General features: G+C 71.4%; 24 protein-coding genes. 9 read left to right on the top strand and 15 right to left on the bottom strand.

Annotation, left to right across the window (positions count from 1 at the left end; all coding sequences use genetic code 11):
* Nucleotides 1-172 precede the first annotated feature (172 nt).
* The gene (locus NYZ98_RS10915) at nt 173-511 is read left to right on the top strand and encodes a peptidylprolyl isomerase (RefSeq protein WP_262842484.1); all 339 of its coding nucleotides are present in this window, start codon (nt 173-175) and stop codon (nt 509-511) included.
* A 190-nt stretch (nt 512-701) separates the two neighbouring features.
* On the top strand, nt 702-1598 hold the full coding sequence (locus tag NYZ98_RS10920; RefSeq protein ID WP_262842485.1) for a hypothetical protein: 897 nt from the start codon (nt 702-704) through the stop codon (nt 1596-1598).
* A 104-nt stretch (nt 1599-1702) separates the two neighbouring features.
* Here NYZ98_RS10920 and NYZ98_RS10925 read toward each other — a convergent pair whose 3' ends face one another.
* The 4 genes from NYZ98_RS10925 to NYZ98_RS10940 all read right to left on the bottom strand — a co-directional run bounded on the left by NYZ98_RS10925 (nt 1703) and on the right by NYZ98_RS10940 (nt 4075).
* Nucleotides 1703-2641, bottom strand: coding sequence for a hypothetical protein (locus tag NYZ98_RS10925; protein ID WP_262842486.1), 939 nt, complete (start codon nt 2639-2641; stop codon nt 1703-1705).
* Nucleotides 2634-3209 carry an RNA polymerase sigma factor gene (locus NYZ98_RS10930; protein ID WP_262842487.1) on the bottom strand — a complete coding sequence of 192 codons (576 nt, stop codon included), beginning with the start codon at nt 3207-3209 and terminating at the stop codon, nt 2634-2636. Before NYZ98_RS10930 ends, NYZ98_RS10925 begins: the two co-directional genes overlap by 8 nt.
* Nucleotides 3210-3321: 112 nt before the next feature.
* The gene (locus NYZ98_RS10935) at nt 3322-3870 is read right to left on the bottom strand and encodes a MerR family transcriptional regulator (protein ID WP_262842488.1); all 549 of its coding nucleotides are present in this window, start codon (nt 3868-3870) and stop codon (nt 3322-3324) included.
* 10 nt (nt 3871-3880) lie between these two features.
* Complete coding sequence (locus tag NYZ98_RS10940; RefSeq protein ID WP_262842489.1) at nt 3881-4075, bottom strand: hypothetical protein; 195 nt, start codon at nt 4073-4075, stop codon at nt 3881-3883.
* 359 nt (nt 4076-4434) lie between these two features.
* Between NYZ98_RS10940 and NYZ98_RS10945 the strand changes: the two genes are divergently transcribed.
* Nucleotides 4435-5745 (top strand): M20 metallopeptidase family protein, encoded by a 1311-nt coding sequence (locus NYZ98_RS10945; protein ID WP_262842490.1) that lies wholly within the window; start codon nt 4435-4437, stop codon nt 5743-5745.
* Here NYZ98_RS10945 and NYZ98_RS10950 read toward each other — a convergent pair.
* Nucleotides 5726-6685: a haloalkane dehalogenase gene (locus NYZ98_RS10950; RefSeq protein ID WP_262842491.1), complete on the bottom strand. Its 960-nt coding sequence runs from the start codon at nt 6683-6685 to the stop codon at nt 5726-5728. The two genes, NYZ98_RS10945 and NYZ98_RS10950, sit on opposite strands and share 20 nt — an antisense overlap.
* 236 nt (nt 6686-6921) lie before the next feature.
* Here NYZ98_RS10950 and NYZ98_RS10955 point away from each other — a divergent pair, with 236 nt between their 5' ends.
* The 5 genes from NYZ98_RS10955 (at nt 6922) to NYZ98_RS10975 (ending at nt 13160) form a co-directional block, all read left to right on the top strand.
* Nucleotides 6922-7485 (top strand): cysteine hydrolase family protein, encoded by a 564-nt coding sequence (locus tag NYZ98_RS10955; RefSeq protein ID WP_262842492.1) that lies wholly within the window; start codon nt 6922-6924, stop codon nt 7483-7485.
* 381 nt (nt 7486-7866) lie between these two features.
* Complete coding sequence (locus NYZ98_RS10960) at nt 7867-8802, top strand: DUF2332 domain-containing protein (RefSeq protein WP_262842493.1); 936 nt, start codon at nt 7867-7869, stop codon at nt 8800-8802.
* A gap of 656 nt (nt 8803-9458) precedes the next feature.
* Nucleotides 9459-10964 (top strand): gamma-glutamyltransferase family protein, encoded by a 1506-nt coding sequence (locus NYZ98_RS10965; RefSeq protein ID WP_262842494.1) that lies wholly within the window; start codon nt 9459-9461, stop codon nt 10962-10964.
* Between the two features lie 508 nt (nt 10965-11472).
* Nucleotides 11473-12555, top strand: coding sequence for a hypothetical protein (locus NYZ98_RS10970; protein ID WP_262842495.1), 1083 nt, complete (start codon nt 11473-11475; stop codon nt 12553-12555).
* Complete coding sequence (locus tag NYZ98_RS10975) at nt 12552-13160, top strand: hypothetical protein (RefSeq protein ID WP_262842496.1); 609 nt, start codon at nt 12552-12554, stop codon at nt 13158-13160. Before NYZ98_RS10970 ends, NYZ98_RS10975 begins: the two co-directional genes overlap by 4 nt.
* 100 nt (nt 13161-13260) lie before the next feature.
* Here the strand turns inward: NYZ98_RS10975 and NYZ98_RS10980 are convergent, their stop codons facing one another.
* Both NYZ98_RS10980 and NYZ98_RS10985 read right to left on the bottom strand, forming a co-directional pair.
* The gene (locus tag NYZ98_RS10980) at nt 13261-13908 is read right to left on the bottom strand and encodes a sulfotransferase family protein (RefSeq protein WP_262842497.1); all 648 of its coding nucleotides are present in this window, start codon (nt 13906-13908) and stop codon (nt 13261-13263) included.
* 79 nt (nt 13909-13987) lie between these two features.
* Nucleotides 13988-15628, bottom strand: a complete 1641-nt coding sequence (locus NYZ98_RS10985; RefSeq protein ID WP_262842498.1) for an L-lactate permease — start codon at nt 15626-15628, stop codon at nt 13988-13990.
* A 174-nt stretch (nt 15629-15802) separates the two neighbouring features.
* Between NYZ98_RS10985 and NYZ98_RS10990 the strand changes: the two genes are divergently transcribed.
* On the top strand, nt 15803-16627 hold the full coding sequence (locus NYZ98_RS10990) for an ArsR/SmtB family transcription factor (RefSeq protein WP_262842499.1): 825 nt from the start codon (nt 15803-15805) through the stop codon (nt 16625-16627).
* A 172-nt stretch (nt 16628-16799) separates the two neighbouring features.
* On the opposite strand, the gene NYZ98_RS10995 is transcribed toward NYZ98_RS10990, so the two are convergent.
* The 8 genes from NYZ98_RS10995 to NYZ98_RS11030 all read right to left on the bottom strand — a co-directional run bounded on the left by NYZ98_RS10995 (nt 16800) and on the right by NYZ98_RS11030 (nt 21186).
* Nucleotides 16800-17642, bottom strand: a complete 843-nt coding sequence (locus NYZ98_RS10995) for a VOC family protein (protein ID WP_262842500.1) — start codon at nt 17640-17642, stop codon at nt 16800-16802.
* Nucleotides 17635-18162, bottom strand: a complete 528-nt coding sequence (locus NYZ98_RS11000; RefSeq protein ID WP_262842501.1) for an RNA polymerase sigma factor — start codon at nt 18160-18162, stop codon at nt 17635-17637. Before NYZ98_RS11000 ends, NYZ98_RS10995 begins: the two co-directional genes overlap by 8 nt.
* A 67-nt stretch (nt 18163-18229) precedes the next feature.
* Nucleotides 18230-18817 carry an alkaline shock response membrane anchor protein AmaP gene (locus NYZ98_RS11005; RefSeq protein ID WP_262842502.1) on the bottom strand — a complete coding sequence of 196 codons (588 nt, stop codon included), beginning with the start codon at nt 18815-18817 and terminating at the stop codon, nt 18230-18232.
* Nucleotides 18818-18821: 4 nt separating this feature from the next.
* On the bottom strand, nt 18822-19601 hold the full coding sequence (locus NYZ98_RS11010) for a DUF6286 domain-containing protein (RefSeq protein WP_262842503.1): 780 nt from the start codon (nt 19599-19601) through the stop codon (nt 18822-18824).
* The gene (locus NYZ98_RS11015; protein ID WP_262842504.1) at nt 19598-20020 is read right to left on the bottom strand and encodes an Asp23/Gls24 family envelope stress response protein; all 423 of its coding nucleotides are present in this window, start codon (nt 20018-20020) and stop codon (nt 19598-19600) included. The genes NYZ98_RS11010 and NYZ98_RS11015 overlap by 4 nt, the downstream gene beginning before the upstream one ends.
* The gene (locus tag NYZ98_RS11020; RefSeq protein WP_262842505.1) at nt 20017-20208 is read right to left on the bottom strand and encodes a hypothetical protein; all 192 of its coding nucleotides are present in this window, start codon (nt 20206-20208) and stop codon (nt 20017-20019) included. Before NYZ98_RS11020 ends, NYZ98_RS11015 begins: the two co-directional genes overlap by 4 nt.
* A gap of 52 nt (nt 20209-20260) precedes the next feature.
* Nucleotides 20261-20749 carry an Asp23/Gls24 family envelope stress response protein gene (locus NYZ98_RS11025; RefSeq protein ID WP_262842506.1) on the bottom strand — a complete coding sequence of 163 codons (489 nt, stop codon included), beginning with the start codon at nt 20747-20749 and terminating at the stop codon, nt 20261-20263.
* Entirely contained in the window at nt 20746-21186 is a 441-nt protein-coding gene (locus NYZ98_RS11030; RefSeq protein WP_262842532.1) for an Asp23/Gls24 family envelope stress response protein, read from the bottom strand. Before NYZ98_RS11030 ends, NYZ98_RS11025 begins: the two co-directional genes overlap by 4 nt.
* Nucleotides 21187-21279 lie beyond the last annotated feature (93 nt).

Genomic DNA, 21279 nt, shown 5'->3' on the forward strand with positions numbered 1-21279 from the left:
CCCCAGCCCCGCCCCCCACCCCAAGCCTCCCGGCCCAGGAACCCAGCCCAGAAAGCCAGGCCCGGAAGGCCAAGCCGGACACACCAGGCAAGGCGCCCGAGCCGGGGAAGATGGCTCGGCAGGCCACGCCGGGGATGACAGGTCAGGAGCCCACCCAGGGGGGCCTGACCCGTTGAGCCACGCCGGGGAGCGGGTCCTCGGGCCGGTGCGGCGGGGTGAGCTGGCCGGGACGCTGGAAGAGGCGATCTTCTCCGCCGCCCAGGGAGAGACGATCGGACCGGTCGAGGGACCGGGCGGGCCGTGGACCCTTCGCGTGGACCGCATCGAACCAGGCGGAATGCGCCCCTACGCGGACGTCCAAGCGAGCATCGCGGCCGAACTGACCGAGATCGCGGTCGAGCAGGCCTTCGTCTCCTGGCTGGACCGCCGCTACGCGGAGAAGGTCCGCCTGCACCCCGGCTTCGAACACCCCGCCGACCCCACCCACCCCGACGCCACCCACCGCCACTGACCCCTCCGTCCTCCGGCACCACATCCACCTCCGTCGTCCAGCCAACCCCGCCCCCGGCCGCATCCCTCAGGTTGCTTCTGTCAGTGATCCGCTTGGAATTGGTGTCAGCTCGTGGAGGGCATGACGTCTGAGATGTGCAGTACGCACCACTTCCCGGCAGGGGGTGGCGTGTTCCTGCACACTGGCGGTCGTGGACGACCTTTGCCCGGAGTCTGGCTGGAACCCGATCGCGCTCGCTCCCGAGCTCTCCCAGCTGGCGGGAGTCCTGGCCGGTTTCGTGTTCACCAGCATCGTGGTGATGCTCAGCCAGTCGTGGCCCAAGCGGCGCAGGATCCCGGCCATCAGCCTGTTCGTCGCCGCGTTCGCGGCGCTGGCGCTCAACAGCTACCTGTTCGCGGTGATCGCCGGCGAAACCCCCAAGGGCGGGGCCTGCTATCGCGTCTGGTCGGAAATGATGATCGCCAGCGGCTTGCTGGGAGTGGGAGCCGTGGCCCTCACCAGCGGCATCGTCTGGCTACTCGCCGCACACCTGGAACAGGACACCGACGGCGACGTCTGGGACGACACGATCGGCCTGGAGCGGCTGGCCCGCGCCGTCCTGCACGGCGTGGCGGTGCTGGCGACCGTACTGCTGTCCACCACCTCCCTGGACTACCTCTACGTCTCCTTCGGCACCCATCCACCGGCCTGGCTGATCGCCTCGGTGTACGCCTATCTCGTGGTGATCCTGGCGGTCATCGTGCTGATCCGTATACGACTGCGGCGCACGGCCGCGGCGACAGACCTCGCGCGCCAGCTGTCGAAGGGCACGTTCGGCGCCGTCCGCTACGCGTTCGTGACAGCCATCGCGCTCGGGATGCTCCTGGCGTATGCCGACGTCTACTGGAACCCCACCCCCGCCTGGCTGGCCATCACGGTCATCCTCCTCGCGATGCCGGCGTCGGCCCCCGTGCTGATCAGGCTCGTCCACGCCGTTCCGCGGTTCGGCGTGAGGACTCCCGCGCCCCCGCCGGAGACCACCGACAGGCCCCTTCGGTGGGCCGCTCTCGTGCTGATCGCCTGGGCCGTCCGCCGCCGCCTCAAGTAACGCCCGAGGCCCTCAGGCTGATTGACCTGTCGTCAGGAGCCGTTGTCCGGTAACGCAGATGGGCCGGTGATGGGTGGAGTACCACCCGTCACCGGCTTGTTCGTTTAGCGCAACGGCTTGAGCTTTTCGGGCGAGACCTGCAGTTGGATCACGCCGTCTTGGATCGACCGCGCTTGCCAGACGACCCAGTTCGGCCCGACCTCGCCGGCATTGACGGGGGCGAATGTCAGGTTGTAGCGCTGCTGCCCGATGTAGGTGGACGGCCCCTCGTCATGGGAGGTCACCCGTTCGTACACGACCTGAAGATCTCGCTTCTTGATCTCGTCGAGGACCTCGGCCACAGGCCGTTCGTGCGCATCGACGCCGTGGAGTACCTCACCGGGGTCTGTGGCGAGAGTCGGGTATCGGTAGGTTTCTCCCTGCTGTGCGGGCCGGCCCAGCTCACCCGACACAGCCCCGTGGAAACCTTCGGAGACGCGTACGGTAAGGCGGCAGTCGCCCTGCCCGATCTGGCAACCGGACGGCTCGTTACCCGCTGAGATGTCCATGTGGACGCGAGGCGTTGGTGTTCCATCACCTTCCTGCGGCGGGCTGGTCTCGGTCTTGTCCGCATCGAGCCCGACCAAACGCCCGACATCTGCCGGGGACGCCGGAACGAGGCTCAGCCGCACGTCCAGGCCCACCGCTCTGAATCCCTCGGCATAGCGCTCATGGTCGGCGAGAGGGTCCTTGATCTTGGCCACCCAGTGGTCGTTCCGCTTCTCGATCTCGATGGCGGAGTTGGCGTAGGAGGTCGCGCCGCCCGATCCACCGGGCAGGACGCTCGGGCCAATCGCCAGAACCGCCGCCAGCACCGCGGTCAACACAGCGCCGACGAGCAGCCCCCGGCTCAGGTTCGGAGTGAGCGCGGGTGAGCGCCGGCGGTTCGAGCGGCGCGGCTCTGCGGGGGGCACCGATCGCCAGCCGACGGCCACTGCCAGAGCGTCAGGATCGGGCGTAGGAATCTCGGCCCGCATCTGCCGGAGCAGCTTCATCTCATCCATTTGCCACTTCTCCCAGAGCTTTGCGCAGCTTGGCGCGGGTCCTGTTCAGCCGCGAGCGGACCGTGCCCACGGGGACGTCCAGCACGTCGGCGATCTGCTGGTACGTCAGTTCGCCCCAGGCGACCAGCAACAGCAGATCGCGATCTACCTTGCGCAGTCCCGCCAGGGCTTTGGCCAGGTGTGGAGTCACCGTCGCCGCAGTGACCTGGTCGACGACGCGCTCGGCGTGACCCTCGGTGACGGGGTCGAAGCCCGTACGAGCGAGCGCGCGATAAAGCCGTGCCTCGGAACGGTGGTGACGGCGTATCAGGTTGGTGGCGATGGTCCACAGCCACGACAACGTGTCCCCGCGGGCAGGGTCGTAGCTGTGGCGGTGCTTGAGCGCCTGGTGGAAGGTCGCGGCGACGATGTCGTCGGCGAGGTCGCTGCCCAGCCGCCGAGCGGCGTAGCGGTGGATCGGCGGTGCATGCCGGCGAAAGAGGTCGTCGAAGCAGCCGGGGTCGTCAAGCGACCGGGGCCTCAGCAACGCCTCATCCCGCTCTTCAGGAATGACGTCGGGGGTGCTCACACGTGGCCTTCCGCGTTTCGATGTTGTCGATACACCGATTACTAGCCCGATGAGCCCCTGCGGTTCCCGCCGTGGTGGCCACCGCCGGCGGCCCGGCGAGCGGCGGCGTCCCTCACTCCGCCGGGAGTGCCCGTCGCGGCGGCTCGTCCGGCAGCGCCGTGTGGCCGGTACCGGTGGTGGTGCCGAGGGCCTGTACGTCCGGCCCGGTCGCGCCCCCGTACGTGGCGATTTTGTACTCGACCGCCGTGAGGGAAAGGGTCAGCTCGCGGATCCGGCGGCGGATGGTGTCGCGATGTTCGACCAGCACATCGAGCCGCTCCGGCACCGTGTGCCCTCCGGCATCGACGAGCGAGATGTAGTGCCGCAGGTCACGCATCGGCATACCGGACAGCCGCATCCGGGTGAGGAACACCAGACGCCGAACCGCTCCGGCGTCGTAGACGCGATGACCAATGCCGTCGCGGGCCACCTCGATCAGCCCGGCCCGCTCGTAATAGCGCAGCGTGTGGGGCGAGATGTCGAGGAGGTCGGCGACCTCGGCGATCGTCATCGTCTCGGGCAGATCGGCCAGGTCGGCGAGGCGGCGGATCGCCTCGACCGACAGCGGACCGTCATCACCAAGCGCTTCGAGCGCCCGGGTCATCAGATCGTCGGTGGCCATGACCACGAGCCTAGATGGGCCGTACCGATGCGGAGACACCCTCGAAGCCGGCGCCGCGGGCGGTCTCGGCCCACTGCTCGACCTCCGCAAGGCCGCGCCGGCAGGCACGCGAGATACCCTCGACCGCCTCGCGCCCGAGCGGCAGCCGCCGCCCGGACGAGCGCGGCGGGGACGCTCCGGTGATGATCCAGGTCTGTGTGGTCACGGCGGGGACGCTATGCCTTCGAGCGCGCTCGAACGCAAAACCGACGTGACCACCAAAACTGAAGATCGTGACCGGAAGCACAAAGGAAAGTGGACCGCCACCTGCCCGCTCAGGCGCTTGAGGGTGAGTCCGCCTTTGTTCATGCCCTGGACGGGCGGTCGCTCCCTTACCGGCCAATCATTGCGCCGGATGGTCAGCGCACAGATGCGAAGCGCCGCGGACGCCGTCCCTGGCCGGGGCGCGGCGCCGTGGTAGAGGTGACCCCCCATGGCTGGAAGGGCTGGCGTCAGTGTGCGCCAACGGTCGAGTGCGACAAGGTTCTTGCCAACCGAAGTGCTCGGGTGACAGCTGGAGGATCCATGTCGAACTTAGAAGATCACGTCGTCAGCCGGCGCGCCGTGCTCGGTGGAGTCGTCGCCGGGGTGGCCGGCGCCGGGCTGGCGCCGGGCTGGGCGGCGCACGCCGACGGCGGCGGCGGTGGAACACCGAAGCAGGATGCGGTGGACGCGGTGGCGTCCCGGCTGGACCGCGGCCTGATCGAGCTGCGCCGTGACCTTCACCGGCACCCTGAGCTGCCGGGTCAGGAACAACGAACCGCCGAGGTGGTCGCGCGCCGGCTTCGCGCGGCCGGTCTCGACGTCACCACGGGCGTCGGCGGGCACGGGGTGGTGGGAGTGCTCACCGGCGCCCGTCGCGGTCGTACGGTGGCCTATCGAGCGGACATGGACGCGGTACCGCCGAGCGATCAGGTGGGCGGTGGCTCACAGCCGGCCCACCTGTGCGGGCACGATGTGCACACCACCGTGGGTGTGGGTGTCGCGGAGGTGCTGGCACGTCTGCGCGACCGGCTCAGCGGCACCGTGATGTTCGTCTTCCAGCCCGCCGAGGAGACGCTCGCCGGCGCGGCCGCGATGCTCGACGACGGCGTGTTCGCCCGTACCCGGCCGGCCGAGATCCATGCCTTGCACTGTGGGCCCTTCCCGGTCGGACAGTTCCTCGTGACGCCCGGGTACGGGCACCCCGGCGAGGACCGCGGCGTCATCACGCTCACGGGTTCCGACGCGATGCCGCGGGCACAACGGCTCGCCGCCGAGATCAGCGCGCTCGGAACGGTGTCCTTGCCCGTCACTCCCCAGGACCTCGAACGGCTCGTCGCCGACGTCCAGATACCGGACGGGCCCTTCTCCAGGTTCGTCTTCATGCAGGCTCAGGCGTCCGACACCGAAGGCCGGGTCGAGGTCCGGGTGTCCTACCGCTGCTGGCCGGAGGATCGCTACGTCCAGATCCGCGCCGCCATCCGCCGTCTGGCGCGATCACTTGGCGGAGCCTCGGTGGCCTTCCCGAGCGACCCGTTTCCCGCCATGGTCTGTCCTGAGCGGGAAGGCCGGGCGATCAAGCGGTACCTGCGTCAGACGGTCGGCCGCGACCGGGTGGGCACGCTGTATGCCGCGGTCCCGTTCAGCGGTGAGGACTTCGGGCTGTTCCTTGACCGGATTCCCGGGACGTACACCTTCCTCGGCGTCCGCGCACCCGGCGCCGCCGTCGAGACCGGTTATCCGCACTTCCCCACCTTCGCCCCGGACGAGCGGGCCATCGGTCACGGCGTCCGCGCGATGGCGGGCTGGCTGGCCGCCCGCACCCGTAGGATCGTCATGCCGAGTGCTTCCTGACGGTTGAACGGATGAACTCGTTCACGGTGATCGCGAGCGCCGCTCCGGCGTCCTCTTGGAGGAAGTGACCCGCACCGGTGATGGTGGGATGGGTCCGGCCCCTGGTCCCCGGGATCCGTCCGCTCAAGGCGCTGTGATCGCCGTGGGTGATGTGGTCCTGGTCGCTGAAAGCGCACAGGAACGGCAGCTCCAGCTTCTCCAGCACCTCCCAGGCCGCGCGCAGCGCGGGCGAGTACTCGTCCTGGGGCGTGATGGGGATGATGAGCGGGAACTGCCGGACGCCACCCAGGAAAGGCTCGTCGGGGTAGGGGGCGTCGTAGGCGTCCAGCACCGCCTGGTCGAGATCGGTGACGGTGAAGGCGTCCACGACCGAGGACGGCTTGTACGGATAGGTGCGCTGGCTCGCCTGCAACCAGGCGGCCATGATCCGCCATCCCGGGCCGAGGTCGTCGTCCCCGGTGCTGAGACGGGTGTTGGAGGCCACCACCCTGCTGAACCGGTCGGGATGCGCCGCCAGCAGGGCCAGGCCCAGCGAACCGCCCCAGTCGTGGCAGACCATGGTCACCTCGCGCAGGTCCAGCTGGTCGAACACCGCCTCGCGCAGCCAGCCGAGGTGGTGCTCGTAGGTGTAGGCGAAACGGTCGGCGAGTTTGTCCGACTTGCCGAACCCCACCAGGTCGACGGCCACGCACCGGTGCCCGGCGGCCACCAGCGGCGGGATGATGTGCCGGTACAGATAGCTCCACGAGGGGTTGCCGTGCAGGAGCAACACGGTCTCCCCCGAGGCGGCCGGGTCCTTGGGCCGCTCGTCCAGGTAGTGGACCCGTAGCCGCCCCTCGTCGACCTCGACGTAGTGTGGCTCGAACGGGTAATCCGGCAGATTCTCGAAGCGATCTTCGGGGGTGCGCAGCACCCGGAAGTCCTGGCCGGTGATGGTCATGACGTGCCTCCTTCGCGATGTCGTGACCTGAGAGGGCCGGCGGGTGGCGAAGTGTGACGTTGTGCCGTGGGATTGTGAGCCACGTCTCGCCCGCCTGCCCGGAGAGCCGCCTGCGGGTCCGCGCATCGGGCCTCCACAGATGAACGACCCGGTGGTCCGGGTTGGACCTCGCGGGATTGTCGGTGGGGCGGTCTAGCGTGAGGGGTCGTAGGGCTAAGCGTGAGTAAGGGGAGACCATGAGCACACTTGGGAACCGGCCGAACACCGCGCTCCTTGTCATCGACGTGCAGAACGACGTCGTGGAGGGGAATCACGAGCGCGACGTGGTCGTGGCGAACATCGGCAGCCTTGTCGACAAGGCGCGGCGTGAACAGGTCCCCGTCATCTGGGTCCAGCAGTTCGACGACGAACGGCTCACGAAGGGGAGCGACGGCTGGCGGATCGTCCCCGAGCTTGTCCCTGCTGGTGGCGAGCCGCTGATCGACAAGAGCTATGCCGACTCCTTCGAGGAGACCACCCTTGAGGCCGTGCTGTCGGGCCTCGGTGTCGGGCGGCTCGTCGTCGCCGGGGCCCAGACCGACGAGTGCATCCGGTCGACGCTGCACGGCGCGATCGTCCGAGGGTACGACGCGATCCTGGTCAGCGACGCTCACACGACCGAGGACCAGACGGAATGGGGTGCGCCCCCGCCGGGCCAGGTCATCGCGCACACCAACCTGTACTGGACCTACCACAAGGCGCCGGGACGGACGGCCGGCACGGTGGAGACCAAGAACGCCGACTTCACCACCACACCCTGAAGCCCGCACTCCACGGACAGAACACATAAGAACAGCCCCAGGCCCACACCGGGAACGGAACGCCTAGCGGCGACACCTGGTCCCGGCAGGGTGGGCGTCCAGCGACGGCACCGGTCACATCGGGGATGGACAGCCTCGGGGCGACACCCCGATTCAGATCGCGCAGGCGACGTCCGAGAGTGGCTTCGGTCCAGATCGGGGCAGGACACCTGGGCTATGGATCCACCCCCGGATCGGGGTGTGACGTACTTGGGTGGAGCCAGGCCGGAGCGGTGTGTCCGGGGGAGCGATGCTCGAGGCAGGTGCCGTTGTGTCTGGGGGAGTGGTGCTAGAGGCGGGTGCCGTTGTGGCGTGGTGAGGGTGGGGGTGATCATTTTGGGGATGGCGACGGCCGCGACGTATGTCGAGTTCGCCGCGCGTGAGGCGCATGGGGTGTCGCCGACCTATGAGCGGCTGGCCTTGGCGGTCTCCCGTGATGACGAGGTGCTCGCGCTGCTCGGCACGCTCCCGCCGGGCAAGCGGCAGCCGAACCTGCTGTTCGGCGTAGTGCGGTTCCTCGGCGGTCCGGTCGGGGACCCGGCCGCGTTCCACGATCACACGGTGGCGAACTGGCCGGCGATCGAGGCGGAGATGCGCACCCGGGCCACGCAGACCAACGAGGCCGGGCGCTGCGCCGTGCTGCTGCCGGTGCTCGCCGCGTTGCCGCAGCCGCTCGCGTTGCTGGAGGTGGGCGCGTCCGCCGGGCTGTGCCTCTACCCCGACCGGTACACCTACCGCTACGGCGATCACGTGGTCGGCTCCGGCGGGCCCGTCCTCGACTGCGCGGCGACCGGAGTGCGGCCGCCGGCCGGTCTGCCCCATGTGGTGTGGCGGGCCGGGCTGGACCTGAACCCGCTCGACGTGACCGACCCCGCGGACGTCGCGTGGCTCGACGCCCTCATCTGGCCGGAGCACGCGCACCGCCGCGCCCGGCTGCGGGACGCCGTGGCCGTCGCCGCCGCCGATCCGCCGCTGCTCGTACGCGGCGACGTGGTGGACGACCTGCCGGCGCTGGCCGCGCGGGCGCCGGAGGGGGCGACGCTGGTGGTGTTCCACACTGCTGTGCTGTTCTACGTGCCTGAGCCGAGAAGGAGGGCGTTCGCGGAGGTGGTACGCGGGCTGCCCGGTCACTGGATCGCGAACGAGGACCCGGCCGTGCTGCGCTACGACGCGCTCCCGGACCCCCCGGACGAGACGCTGCACACCGTCCTCGCCCTGGACGGAACACCACTCGCCTGGTCCCGCCCCCACGGCCAGTCGTTCACCTGGTTCGCCTGAACCTTCAAGCGATGCAGTGTCATGTTCGGTGGCCTCTGTTGGGTGCTTGGCCGTCGCACAGGGGCCTCGAATTCGCCGTGCCCGTCCCGTCGTGACGGCGCCCGGTATGTGACGGCAGCGGCCGAGGGGACGAGCGCGCGGGTCAGGGGTGGCGGGGGTCGGGGTGGGGCGGTAGGGCCGGTAGGCCTTGGTAATACTGCCCGAGCCGAAGGCGAGGACCTTCTTCACCGACTCGCAGGCCGGCCACCGGTGGGGGGCAGGCGCTGAGGGCGCATGGGGTCTGGGGCCGGAAGGGCCGGTAGGCCATGGGAAAACTGCCCGAGCCGGAGGCGAGGACCTTTTCCAGCCGGGCTTGGCGTCGTACAGGGCGCCGGATTCGCCGTACCTTGTCCCGCTGCGTCGGCGCCCGTTGGCAGAGGCGTTATGAGGGCGAGAGGGGGCCGTCGGCGCCTGTTGGTAAGGGCGTCGTGATGGCGAAAGGGGAGCGGGGGTAGGGAGGGGGAGGTTGGGGTGTGGAGGGTTGGGTTGGGTGGGTTCTACGATGGTTGGATGATGTTCGGTAGTGCAGGTTTCAAGGGGTTTTGAAGGGGTCGTAAGGTTCCGGCATGGAGTTCACCAGATTTGCCACGTTCGGCATGGTTTGTACGATCGATCACTTGGCCTCCTCAGCGGGGCTGACCATGTTGGAACGGGGTGGATCCGCCGCGGACGCGGCGATCGCCGCCAATGCCGTGCTCGCGGTGACCGCGCCGCACGCGTGCGGTCTCGGTGGTGACCTCTTCGCCCTCGTCCACGCGGGCGCCGGCGCGCCGCAGGCGTTGAACGCCTCCGGCCGGGCGGGTTCGGGCGCCGATCCGGACCGGCTGCGCGCCGAGGGCCGTGACCGGATGCCCTTCCAGCGGGACATCCGATCGGTGACGGTCCCAGGATGCGCGGACGGCTGGCTGGCGTTGCACGCCGAGTACGGCCGGCTGCCGCTCGCCGAGCTTTTCGCCCCCGCCGTCCGGTACGCCGACGCGGGCTTCCCCGCCTCGCCGCTCCTCGCGCCGGCCGCCGGCGTACTGCCCGGCCAGGACGCACCCGTCGCCCCCGGCGACCTCCTCCGGCGCCCCGGCGTCGCCCGCGCCCTGGAGGCGCTGGCCACCGAGGGCCGCGACGGCTTCTACCTCGGCGACTTCGGCAAGGGCCTCGTCACGCTGGGCCGCGACCGGTCCGCGGGTGGTTCGAACGAGGGCGAGTACACCGAGGCCGACCTCGCGCGCGTGAACGCCGACTGGGTCGAACCGCTGGTCACCCACGTCTTCGGCCACGACGTGTGGACGATGCCGCCGAACTCCCAGGGCTACCTCCTGCTGCTGGCGCTGTCGATCGCCGAGGGACTCGACCTTCCCCGCGACCCGGCCGACCCGCTCTGGGCGCACCTGCTCGCCGAGTCCGCCCGGGCCGCCGGGCACGACCGCCTCGACGTGCTCTACGAGGGCGCGTCCGTCGGGGACGTGCTCGCCTCCGCGGCGGAGCGCCGGGCCACGATCGACCCCTCGCGCCGGGCCCGCCTCCGCGGCCTGTCCTCGCCCGGCGACACGACGTACCTGTGCGCGGTGGACGCCGAAGGCATGGGCGTGTCGCTCATCCAGTCGAACGCCGCGGGCTTCGGCAGCATGCTCTTCGAGCCGGCCACCGGCATCAACCTGCACAACCGGGGCATCGGCTTCTCGCTCGCCTCCGGTCACCCGGCGGAGTACGGCCCCGGCCGCCGCCCGCCGCACACCCTCGCGCCCGCCCTGGTGACCCGTCCGGACGGGTCGCTCCGCACCGTCCTCGGGACGATGGGCGGGGACTCCCAGCCGCAGATCCTCCTGCAGGTACTCGCGCGGCTGCTGGCGGCGGGGGAGTCGCCCGGCGAGGCGATCAGCGCGCCCCGGTGGCGGCTCGGGTCCGGTCTGACCGGGTTCGACGCCTGGGCCGACCCCGACGGGGCGTCGCTGGACGTCGAGGAGGGTGCGTCCTGGGGCGACGGGTTGGGCGAGCGCGGCCACCACGTCCAGCCGCTCCCGTACAGCGGGGCGTTCGGGTACGCGCACATGATCGACGTACGTACGGACGGCGTGCTGGCGGGTGCGGCGGACCCGAGGGCCCTCATCTCCAGCGCCTCCGGCCGCTGACCCGCCGTTCCCGGTTCGAAACACCCTCGCGAACCGGGAATGACTCCGGCCTGCCCCACAGCACTTGACTTCCCTCGGCCGGGAGCGATCCGTTCTGTGCTCGCGGGTGATTTCGGGGACCCGGGAACATCTTTCGTGCGAGCGTGGTTACTTAGATCGTGGCCGGTGTGTCCGGTGTCCCCGGGCCTCACCTATTGCCTTCGCGGAATACCGTTCGGCTGGAGCCGCGTTGTGCCTTTCGCCGAGAGGCGACCCGCACACCGGTCCGCGATCGTGAAAGACCCCGCCAGGGGAGTTCCCTGGCGGGGTCTTTCACGTCCAGTGGGGATACGCGACACCGGACGTGCCCGGCGGGGATATGCGACATCGGCCGCGTCAGGTGGGGGATATGAGTAGGGGAGTACTCATGTACTGAGCAGGTGTGCTTTTTAGACTCGGAGGATCAGGCGCGATGGCCTGATTCTGCGAGGGGTCGCCGATGTTCCGCCGTTTTCCGCTCCTCTCCCGCATGCCGTTCTCACCGGCCTTCCCCGGCCGGGGAACCGCGCAACGGGGGCTGGTTGGTGCCGTGCTGGCGCTGGCCATCGCCTTCAACCCGGTGCCGTCGACTCCCGGGCCGGACCCGTCGACCCCGGTGCCCGAGTCGTCGACGCCCGGCCCGTTCGTGCCCGTGCCCAATGGGATCGGCCAATGCGTGGCGCCCGAGGTGAGTGGGCTGCCCGTCGAGCAGGCGCGGGCCATGCTGACCGGGTTGCCGAAGAACACCATCACCGTCACGCAGACCCCCTCCGACCCGCCGACGAGCCAGACGTCCTACGTCGTCGACTACCAGATCAGCGAATGCTCGACCGACTACCCCTACCAGGCGTACACGATCACGCTGGAGCTCGGCACGAAGGTCCCGGCCCTGCGGGACCTTCCGCGCGACGACGCCGAGACCGTGCTGGCCGACTTCGGGTTCACCGCGGACGCCCGGCCGCCGGACGCCGGCGTCGAGTGGACGGTCACCGGGCAGGACCCGGCCGCCGGGACCCTCGCCCTGTACAGGTCGGCCGTCCGTTTCGACCTGGTCTCCCCGACCACCCCCACCCCCGAGATCACCACGCCCACACCGGAGATCACCACTCCCGCGCCGGAGGTCGTGACCCCGGAGCCGTCGGTGTCGGAGCCCGGCGACGACACCGGTCCCGTGGACATCCCGATCACCGACACCGGGGGCAGTACGTCCGGCGGGACGGGGCCGGTCACCGCCGCGGTGCTGGGCGGACTGCTGATCGGCCTGGTGCTCATCGCCCGCGGCGTTCTCGCCCGCCGGCGGACACCCCAGCCGGTCACGGGACCGCCGCCGCCCCGCCCAGTCCCGCCCCCAGCGCCACGCCCCGCGTCGCACGCGCAGAGCGAGCGCCCGCACAGCGCGATCCATTGCGTCGCCCACCCGGACCCCGCGCCACATGTGGAGCTCCACCTGACCGCCTCCGCCACTCCGCTGGGCGGGCGAACAGGCCGCCCCGCAGGCCCCCGGATACCGGACATCCGGGTCGAACTCCATGCCGATGCCGGTCGCCAGGAACTGAGAGAGGTGGCACCGTGACGGTCCACATCGAGACGAACCCGAGCACGGCCGACCTCCTGCTCTTCGCGAACCCCCAGAACGCGGCGGCCGAGCTTTCCCGCGCCCTGGAGGCGCGCCGCATGCTGGAGCTCGTCGAGGACGGCGCCCGCCGGGCGGACTCGGCCTTCCACGAGGCGCTCAACGGCCACGTCGCCAAGGCCGGGGGCGAGCCGCTGAGCGGGCTGGACCTCGGGGCGGTGCTGCTCGGCGGCTGGCAGCGGTACCGCGACCTGCGGATCGCCGCCCGTACGACCCTGGAACGACCCGGGACCACCGAGACGGTCAGCCTGGCCGAGCACACGATCACCTCCCGGCACGCCCCCTACGTGGACGTGTACGTCGACGGGCGGCGGGTGACGCGGGTCGAGTTCGGGATCGACCTGTCGTTCAGCCTCAGCCTGATGGAGGCGACCGTCCGGGACGGACGTCTCATGACGCTGGGCGTGGGCGGCTGCGTTGCGAGCATCACGTGGAGCGTTCGGGGGTTCACGGTGGCGCGGAACGAGAGACAGCTCGGGCTTCCCCGGCAGGTCGGGCTCGGCCGCGGGATCCCCCTGCACCGCGAGACCCCGCAACGATCCTGATCCCGGCCGCCTGTCCGGCCGCGCTTCACCCTCGCCGAACGGTCCCTCCTCATCGAATGGCCGGACCGCCTGGCCCGCTGACGTGCCCGCCCGGACGGGGTCAGCGGGTGGGGAGGTTGGGCGGGAAGGCGGCGCGGTCGTTGAGGTGGGGGAAGGGGTCCGGCGGGACGGGGACGCCGAGGAAGGCGCAGAGCGGTTCCCAGCCCTGGTCCACGTGGTAGTCGAGCAGCCGGTCGGGCGCGACCGTCCGCCGGACCTCGTCGTTGTGCCGCTCGTAGCAGGAGATCACGTGCGCGCGGTCGTCTATGTGGCCGCCGAAGGTGTGGTCGACGACGATCTCGCGGGCGAACTCGGCCAGGCGCCGGCCGTCCGGGAGCCCGCCGAACCGCCCGGTGACCCCGTGGCCGGGGGCGCCGTCGCCCATGACCTTGAAGATCGTCCGGATCATGGACTCGTACCACGCGTCCGCGTCCCTGCTGGTGAGGATGACCTTCGCCTCGGGGTTGTCCTCGACGAGCTCGCGCCAGAAGGCCACACAGGGCCAGTCCGTGGTGGCCTCGTACCCGCTCAGCGGCCCGCGCCACGCCCCGGCGGCGCCGTGGGCGGCCGACAGCCAGCCGGAGAGGTGGTCGGGATGGGTGAGCAACTCGGTGAAGTGGTAGCACGGCGCGAACCCGATCTTGTCCAGCGCCGCCCGCAGCGACAGCGTCCCCGTGCGACCGAAACCGGCACCGACGATCTGAAGCATGGCGTCCCCCTGACCCCAGGTGTGGCGTGAGCCACTCCTCCATAGGACCAGAAAACGGACGAAAAGGACAAATGACCTGCTAGGTCACCATCCAGGACAGCACCGGGGAGGCCTGGAGGGCCGACAGGGCGCACAGGGCGACCAGGAAGATCAGGCTCCAGACGATGACGCGCCGGAAGATGTCGCCTTCCTTGCCGTCCAGGCCGACCGCCGCGGCCGCGATGGCGAGGTTCTGCGGCGAGATCATCTTGCCGAGGACGCCGCCGGAGCTGTTGGCGGCGGCCATCAGCACCGCGGGCAGCCCGGCCTGGTTCGCGGCCGTGACCTGCAGGGCGCCGAACAGCGAGTTGGACGAGGTGTCGGAGCCGGTCACCGCCACGCCGAGCCAGCCGAGGATGGGGGACAGCAGGGCGAAGGCGCCGCCCGCTCCGGCCATCCAGGTGCCGAGGGTGATCGTCTGGCCGCTGGCGTTCATCACGAACGCCAGCGCCAGCACGGCCATCACGGTGACGATGGCCCACCGGAGCTGGTGGAGCGTCGCCCCGTACGCCTTCAGGGCCCGGGGGACCGTCAGCCGCAGTGCGATCATGGTGATGAGGCCGGCCACCAGCATCTGGGTACCGGGCGTGGTGAGCAGGTTCAGGGTGAAGGTGGGCAGCGCCAGCGGGCCGCCCCTGGCGTTCAGCAGGTGCAGCCCCGGCCACCGCACGGTGAACGTCGCCTTGTCCAGCAGCGCCTTCACCACGGGGATCTGGCAGATCACGAAGACCACGATGATGATCCCGTACGGCGCGTAGGCCCGTACGACCTCCGCCCGGTCGTCGGGGCGGGCGACGCGCGCGGCGAATCCGGGGGTCGGCTCGTCGGCCGCGCCGCCCGCGATCACGGCGGGCTCGGTGTACGGCTCGCGCGGGCGCCGGACGCGGACCATCGCGACCACGGCGGCGGCCGACAGCAGGGACGCGACGACGTCGGCCAGCGGGACCGAGACGAAGTTCGAGGTGGCGTACTGGGCGACGGCGAACACGACCCCGCAGACCAGTGCCACCGGCCAGGTGTCGCGCAGCCCCTTCGCCCCGCTGACGATGATGACGAGCGCGAGCGGGACGAACACGGCCAGGACGGGGGTCTGCCGCCCGACCATGGCGCCCAGGGTGTCGCTGGGCAGGCCGGTGACCTTGCCGAGCGTGATGATGGGGGTGGCCATGGCGCCGAACGCGACGGGCGCGGTGTTGGCGGTCAGCGCGAGGACGGCGGCCTTCAGTGGCTTGAACCCGAGGGCGATGAGCATGACCGAGGTCACCGCGACCGGCGTGCCGAACCCCGCCAGCGCCTCGATCAGCGCCCCGAACGAGAACGCGATGATGATCGCCTGGATGCGCTGGTCGTCGCTGACCCGGGCGAACGAGCGCCGCAGCACGTCGAAGTGCCCGGTCTCCACGGTCATCTGGAAGACCCAGATGGCGTTGATGACGATCCACAGGATCGGGAAGAACCCGAACGCCGCGCCCTCGGTCCCGGCCAGCAGCGCCTGCCCCACCGGCATCCCGTAGATGACGGTGGCTATCACCACCGACAGGGCCAGGGACACCAGCGAGGCCACCCACGCGGTCACCCGCAGCACGCCGAGGAGGACGAAGAGCACCAGGAGCGGCAGCGCGGCCACCAGGGAGCTCCAGGCCAGCGAGTGGCCGACGGGATCGAGGACCTGCTGGTACACGGCGACCACCTCGCGGGGGATCTGGTTTTCGACCGATCACTCCGGGTTTACTCCTGATCCTGACCCCCGTAAAGACCTGGAAACAAATCCCCCTCGCCGCCGGGTTGATATGCAGCCGTTCGGGTGCATAAGATTCATGCATCCGAACGGCTGCATGTTAGGGATGGCACGGACATGGACGAGGTCTTCAAGGCGCTCGCCGACGCAAGCCGCCGCCGGCTGCTCGACGGGCTCAACGCCCGCGACGGGCAGACCCTGCGGGAGCTGTGCGCCGGGCTGGACATGGCCAGGCAGTCGGTCAGCAAGCATCTGGCCGTCCTTGAGGCGGCCAACCTCGTGACCACGGTGTGGCGCGGCCGGGAGAAGCTGCACTACCTCAACGCCGAGCCGATCAACGCCATCACCGAGCGCTGGATCAACCGGTACCACCGGGAGCGCGTGCGCGCCCTCGCGGACCTCAAGACGGCATTGGAGCAGGAGCCCATGGACACCGCCGAATTCGTCTACACGACCTACATCAACACCACGCCGGAACGGCTCTGGCAGGCGCTGACCGACCCCGCGTTCACCCGCCGCTACTGGGGTGTCGCCGTGGAGACCGACTGGGAGAAGGGGTCGGTGATGACCTGGGAACAGGAGGGTGTGCGGATCTCCGACCCTGCCCAGGTCGTCCTCGAATCCGAGCCGTACCGCCGGCTCGTCTACACCTGGCACACCTTCACCCCCGAATGGGCGGAAAGGTTCGGGTTCGACGAGGCGCTGCTCGCCAAGGTGGCCGCGGAGGCCCGGTCGAAGGTGGCCTTCGACATCGAGCCGCTCGGGAAGATGGTCAAACTGACCGTCGTCCACGACGGCTTCGAACCGGGGAGCACGGTGCTGGAGAGCATCAGGCAGGGCTGGCCGGCGGTCGTGTCCAGCCTCAAGTCACTGCTCGAAACGGGGGAGGCCCTGCCCTCCGCCCCCGGCACGGCGCCGGAGGAGGAGAACCCGCGCCCCTGAGCCGCGCCCCCGGAAGGGCCCGTCACCTCCGGCCCCGGTCGGAGGTGACGGCTCAGGACATCCGTCCGATCCGTGACTTCAGGACGTCCGGCCGGCGTTCAGGACAGCCGTCCGGCCGGAGTTCAGGGCAGGCCGTCCGGCCGGGGTTCAGGACAGGCCGTCCGGTCGGGGTTCAGAACAGCTGGCCCATCTGGAAGGGGATGCCCTGGTCGTCCCTGCACTCGGCGGTCACGCCGTAGGGCATCCGCTCGGGGTCGGTGCTGGTGCCGCCGGCGGCGCGGACCCGGGCGACGGCCGCGCCGATGTCGTCCACCGCGTACATCGCCACGACGGCGGCACGCTCGCGGCCCCCCCAGATCGCGGCCATCGGGCGCGCCTCGCTGTCCGCGACGCGCACCCTCCAGCCGTCCTGGACGCCGCCCGGCGTGAACTCCCAGCCCAGCACGCTGCCGTAGAACGCGCGGGCCGCGGACGCGTCCGGGACCTCCACGGTCAGGTAGACGACCTCGCCCTGCCGGGACGTCGCCGCCGGCCGGTCCTCACCGGAGTCCTCGTAGACCGCGAAGGGGATCCCCTGGTCGTCGGTGCAGCCGGAGATCAGCCCGTACGCCTCGCGCGACGGCTCCTCGGCCCGGCCGCCGGCGGCGCGGACCCGTTCCACCGCCGCCCTGACGTCGTCCACGTGGTAGCAGACGAACAGCGAGCGGGTCTCCTGGTCCTCCCACATGCCGTGCGGCATGCCGAGGCCCTGGACCTGGCGGCCTCGCGGGGCGGCCGGTTCGGCGTAGCGCCAGCCGAACGCCGAGCCGTAGAACGCGGCGGCCCGCTCGATGTCGGGCACTCGCAGGGACACGTAGCCGGCGTCTCCCTGGCGGGGGAGGGTGGGGGTGGTCATGGTGGTTCCTCTCGTGTCGAGCAACGCGCGTTCGATCCGCGCGCGCAGCCGCGCCGCGAAGCGCGGATCGGGGTCAACGGGCACGACGGGCTCGCGAAGGGCGTCGAACGGGTCAGACATCGCGCCCCTCCTTGCTCTCGTACGCGTCCTTGAAGGCTTTCCTGGCCCGGACGAGCAGCGCCTCGGTGGCGTGGACGGTGCGTCCGAGCAGCTTGGCGACCTCGGGCACCGGCAGGCCGTCGAGGTAGCGCAGGATCAGCGCGCCGCGATGGTGGGGGCCGAGCCCGGTGAGCACCTCGCGCGCCGTCATGACGTCGAGCCGCTCGTCCCAGGGGTCGTCGTGCTCCTCGGGCCGGCTGTGGACGACCCGCAGGCCGCGCTGCTCGCGCTCGGTCCTGCGCCAGTGGTCGGCGAGCTTGTGCCGGGCCACGCCGACGAGCCACGCCGTGCTGACCTCGGGCGGCGGGCGTTTCCCCGTCGCCTCCACCGCCGCGAGGAAGGTCTCGGCGGTCAGGTCCTCGGCCAGCGCCCGCTGCCCGCACCGGGACAGCAGGTACCCGTAGACCTCGGGGAGCGCCGCGTCGTACAAGGCGAGCAGCGCGGCCCCGGGGTCGGGTTCCACTCCCGCCGGCAGGTTCACATTCCCTCCATCGCTCCGGCCCCCGCTCCTCCGACGGGCCGGCCGCGACTTTCTGGCGGCGGAGCGCTCAGGGATGGGTTCTGGTGGTGTGCATCCTGATTGTGGCGGGCAGCCGGTCGAGCTCCAGCGACTGCCGCAACCGGGTCACCGCGCCCTGCGCGCCGTGCCTGGCGGCCGACGGGTCGGTCTCGTCGGGCAGGACCATGGCCAGCGCGACGCGCGGCGTGCCGGGGGCCCCGGACAGGCTGGCGCGCACCCGTTCCCCGCGCGGAGCCCGTTCCCCGCGCCCGGCGTGCAGGCTCTCCCGCACGTCGTCCTCCAGCGCGCCCGCCGCGGCGCGCGCGGACAGGTGGGTCGCGCCGTGCCCGGAGTCGGGCTCAAGGCTGAGGCGGCGGAGCGAGTCGGTGCGCCCCTGCAGCAGGAGCCAGCGCAGGGCGAGGATCTCGACCACCAGGGCCGCGAGGGCCACGGCGGGCCAGAACCAGCCGTGCCCGGCCGCGTACCCGGCGGTCTGCTCGGAGATCACCGGTGAGTAGGGCGGCCACAGGAAGCTCATGCCGAGGCCCCGCGCGAGCGCGAGGCCCCCGGCCACGGCCAGCACCAGGCCCACGATGGCCAGGCCGGCGCGGTTGACGCGGGCGGTTCGGTGGCTCACCGGCTCACTCCTCTCTCTGGCGTACGTGGACGCGTACGCGCATGGGCCGCAGCGGGCGCAGCTCCTCCAGCCGTGCCGTCACGGCCCGGATGACCTGGCCGGGCAGCTCGCCCACCTCGCGGAGCGGGGTAGCGGCGTTCACCTGGACGCTGTCGCCCCGGAAACGCACCCGGGCGCGGGAGACGCCGTCGACCCTGGCCGCGACCGAGGCGAGGTGGCGGCTCAGGCCGGAGCGGGTGATCCCGGTGACGGTCTGCTGGTCCTCGGAGGCCAGGGCGAGCACCCGGGCGCGTCCCGGGGTGAGCGCCAGTGCCAGCAGCAGCAGGCCGAGAAGGCAGACGACGGCGGCGGTGGTGATGGCCGCGGGGTCGTTCCAGTGCGTCCTGCCCAGCGGGGTCAGCCACGTGAGCGGCGGCACGTGCGACCGCCCCCGCCACATGGCGGCCACGGCCGCGACGACGGTCACCAGGGCGGCGGCGGCCAGCAGCAGCGCGGTCACCGTGGCGGCGGCCGTGCGGCGCGGGCGGAACTCGCCCGCCGCCGCCCGCCGGCCTGGCCCGCCGACCGTCGCGGCCCGGACCTGGGCCTTCGCGTCCGCGACCCGCCGCCCGGCCTTCCGCTCACGCGGCTCCCGCCCGGCCTTCCGTTCACGCGGCTCCGGTGCGGCCTTCCGTTCACGCGGCTCCCCTACGAGCGGGCCGCCCCCCGGCGGCGAGAGGTCCCGGGTGGGCGGGCCCTCGTCGGGGTCAAGGGGGTAGCCGGAGTACGGGTCCGGCGTGGTCACTGGACCCGCCTCCCCGGGTCGGGCGGGTGGACGAGCCGGGCGACGTCGATGTCGACCTGCCGGGCGTCCAGGCCGGTCATCTCGCGGACGCGGGTCATCACGTGCTCCCTGACCCGGTCCACGACCTGCCTGATCGGCGCCGGATAGTCCACCGACAGCGTCACCCGCACGATCGCCAGGTCCCCGTCGACGTGGGCGCTCACGCGCGGGCCGCCGGTGGTGTCGCGTCCGAGCGGCACCCCGAGCAGGCGCGGCGAGGAGCCGCCGACGTGGTCCACCTCGGTGACGGCGCGCGTGGCGATCCGTTCCAGCACCCGGTCGGAGATGCCGGTGTGGCCGCGGGTCCCGGCCGGCCCGGCCGACGGGACCTGGCCGGTGCCGTAGCCGCCCGGGGACGGCACGGCCGTCTCGGCGCTCACGTCCTTCTCCGGCCGCCCAGCAGTCCGCTCATGTCGAGCTCGCCGGACATGGCACGGCCGACCAGGAAACCGATCACCCCGAGGACCAGCACGACGAGGAACGCGGTCAGGCCGCCCGCCATGACGGCGAAGCCCAGCGCGGTCCCGAACAGCAGGCCGATGGCCGGCCACCAGCGGGATTCATCCATGTCACTCACCTTCCACTGTGCCGAGGCGCTCACCGGGTCCGGCGGGCGTCGCTCACTTGGGAACCGGAGGATCTCCCGGCCGGTCCGCGGCGCCGGTACGCGCGCCGGGTTCGTCGATGTCGACGATGCGCACGTGGACCGGCAGCCCCGGGGCCAGCTTCCCGACCGCCGTACGGACGTCCTCGGCGATCTCGGCCAGCGGCCGCCCGTAGCGCACGGCCACGGCGACCTCCACTTCGGTGTCGCGGACGGCCACCCCGGACACGGTACGGCCGGACAGGTAGGTGGCCACCTGGCTCCCGCCCAGGGAGGCGACGTCACGGCAGCCCGCCACCGCCTGGGCGATGCGGTCGGCCAGCCCCGCGGCCTCGGCGGTGCCCCGGCCCTCGGGCGGGCGTGCCGGCTGGGACGCCTTCCGGGCGCCGGACGGTTTCCTGGTGCTCTCGGGCCTGCCGCCGGCCGGGTTCTGGACGTCCGGTGGACGCCCGGTGGGGTCCGCCGCCGGGGCCCCCGTGCGGCGCGGGCCTGCGGGACGGTTCATCGGACACGCGCCTCCTGCGGCTCGGCCGCCTCGTCGCCGGGCAGGTGGAGATCGTCGACGGCGATGTTGACCTCGGTGACCTCCAGGCCGCACATGTTCTCCACGGCCCCGATCACGTTGCGCCGCACGCCGGTGGCCAGGTCGGGGATCGAGACCCCGTACTCGACGATCACATCGAGGTCGACGGCGGCCTGGCGCTCGCCCACCTCGACCGCGACCCCTTGGTCGGCGCCGCCGGTCGCCCCGGTCAGCCGCTCGCGTACCGCGCCGAGCGCGCGGGACATCCCGGCGCCCAGGGCGTAGACCCCGGACACGTCCCGGGCCGCCATCCCCGCGATCTTGGCGACCACGGTCCCGGCGATGGTCGTCCTGCCCCGGTCGCCGTTGGCCCCCGCCTCGTGCTGCGGCGTGGTCCCCGTGGTCCTGACGCCGGCCATCTGGCCGGGCGTGTCGTTCATCTGGGTGCTCACCTCGTTGTCCTCCGTTCCAGCAGGACCTGCCTGCGTCGCCGAATGGGAAGGCACAACCGG

Origin of the sequence: Sphaerisporangium corydalis (assembly GCF_025506355.1) — a bacterium.
Lineage (GTDB): Bacteria > Actinomycetota > Actinomycetes > Streptosporangiales > Streptosporangiaceae > Sphaerisporangium > Sphaerisporangium corydalis.

What these genes read in the sequence shown, in the direction of transcription:
- NYZ98_RS10925 (WP_262842486.1), bottom strand. Translation starts at nt 2,641, where the DNA reads ATGGATGAGATGAAGCTGCTCCGGCAGATGCGGGCCGAGATTCCTACG.
- NYZ98_RS10935 (WP_262842488.1), bottom strand. Translation starts at nt 3,870, where the DNA reads ATGGCCACCGACGATCTGATGACCCGGGCGCTCGAAGCGCTTGGTGAT.
- NYZ98_RS10945 (WP_262842490.1), top strand. Translation starts at nt 4,435, where the DNA reads ATGTCGAACTTAGAAGATCACGTCGTCAGCCGGCGCGCCGTGCTCGGT.
- NYZ98_RS10950 (WP_262842491.1), bottom strand. Translation starts at nt 6,685, where the DNA reads ATGACCATCACCGGCCAGGACTTCCGGGTGCTGCGCACCCCCGAAGAT.
- NYZ98_RS10955 (WP_262842492.1), top strand. Translation starts at nt 6,922, where the DNA reads ATGAGCACACTTGGGAACCGGCCGAACACCGCGCTCCTTGTCATCGAC.
- NYZ98_RS10960 (WP_262842493.1), top strand. Translation starts at nt 7,867, where the DNA reads ATGGCGACGGCCGCGACGTATGTCGAGTTCGCCGCGCGTGAGGCGCAT.
- NYZ98_RS10970 (WP_262842495.1), top strand. Translation starts at nt 11,473, where the DNA reads ATGCCGTTCTCACCGGCCTTCCCCGGCCGGGGAACCGCGCAACGGGGG.
- NYZ98_RS10980 (WP_262842497.1), bottom strand. Translation starts at nt 13,908, where the DNA reads ATGCTTCAGATCGTCGGTGCCGGTTTCGGTCGCACGGGGACGCTGTCG.
- NYZ98_RS10990 (WP_262842499.1), top strand. Translation starts at nt 15,803, where the DNA reads ATGGACGAGGTCTTCAAGGCGCTCGCCGACGCAAGCCGCCGCCGGCTG.
- NYZ98_RS10995 (WP_262842500.1), bottom strand. Translation starts at nt 17,642, where the DNA reads ATGTCTGACCCGTTCGACGCCCTTCGCGAGCCCGTCGTGCCCGTTGAC.
- NYZ98_RS11020 (WP_262842505.1), bottom strand. Translation starts at nt 20,208, where the DNA reads ATGGATGAATCCCGCTGGTGGCCGGCCATCGGCCTGCTGTTCGGGACC.
- NYZ98_RS11025 (WP_262842506.1), bottom strand. Translation starts at nt 20,749, where the DNA reads ATGAACCGTCCCGCAGGCCCGCGCCGCACGGGGGCCCCGGCGGCGGAC.
- NYZ98_RS11030 (WP_262842532.1), bottom strand. Translation starts at nt 21,186, where the DNA reads ATGGCCGGCGTCAGGACCACGGGGACCACGCCGCAGCACGAGGCGGGG.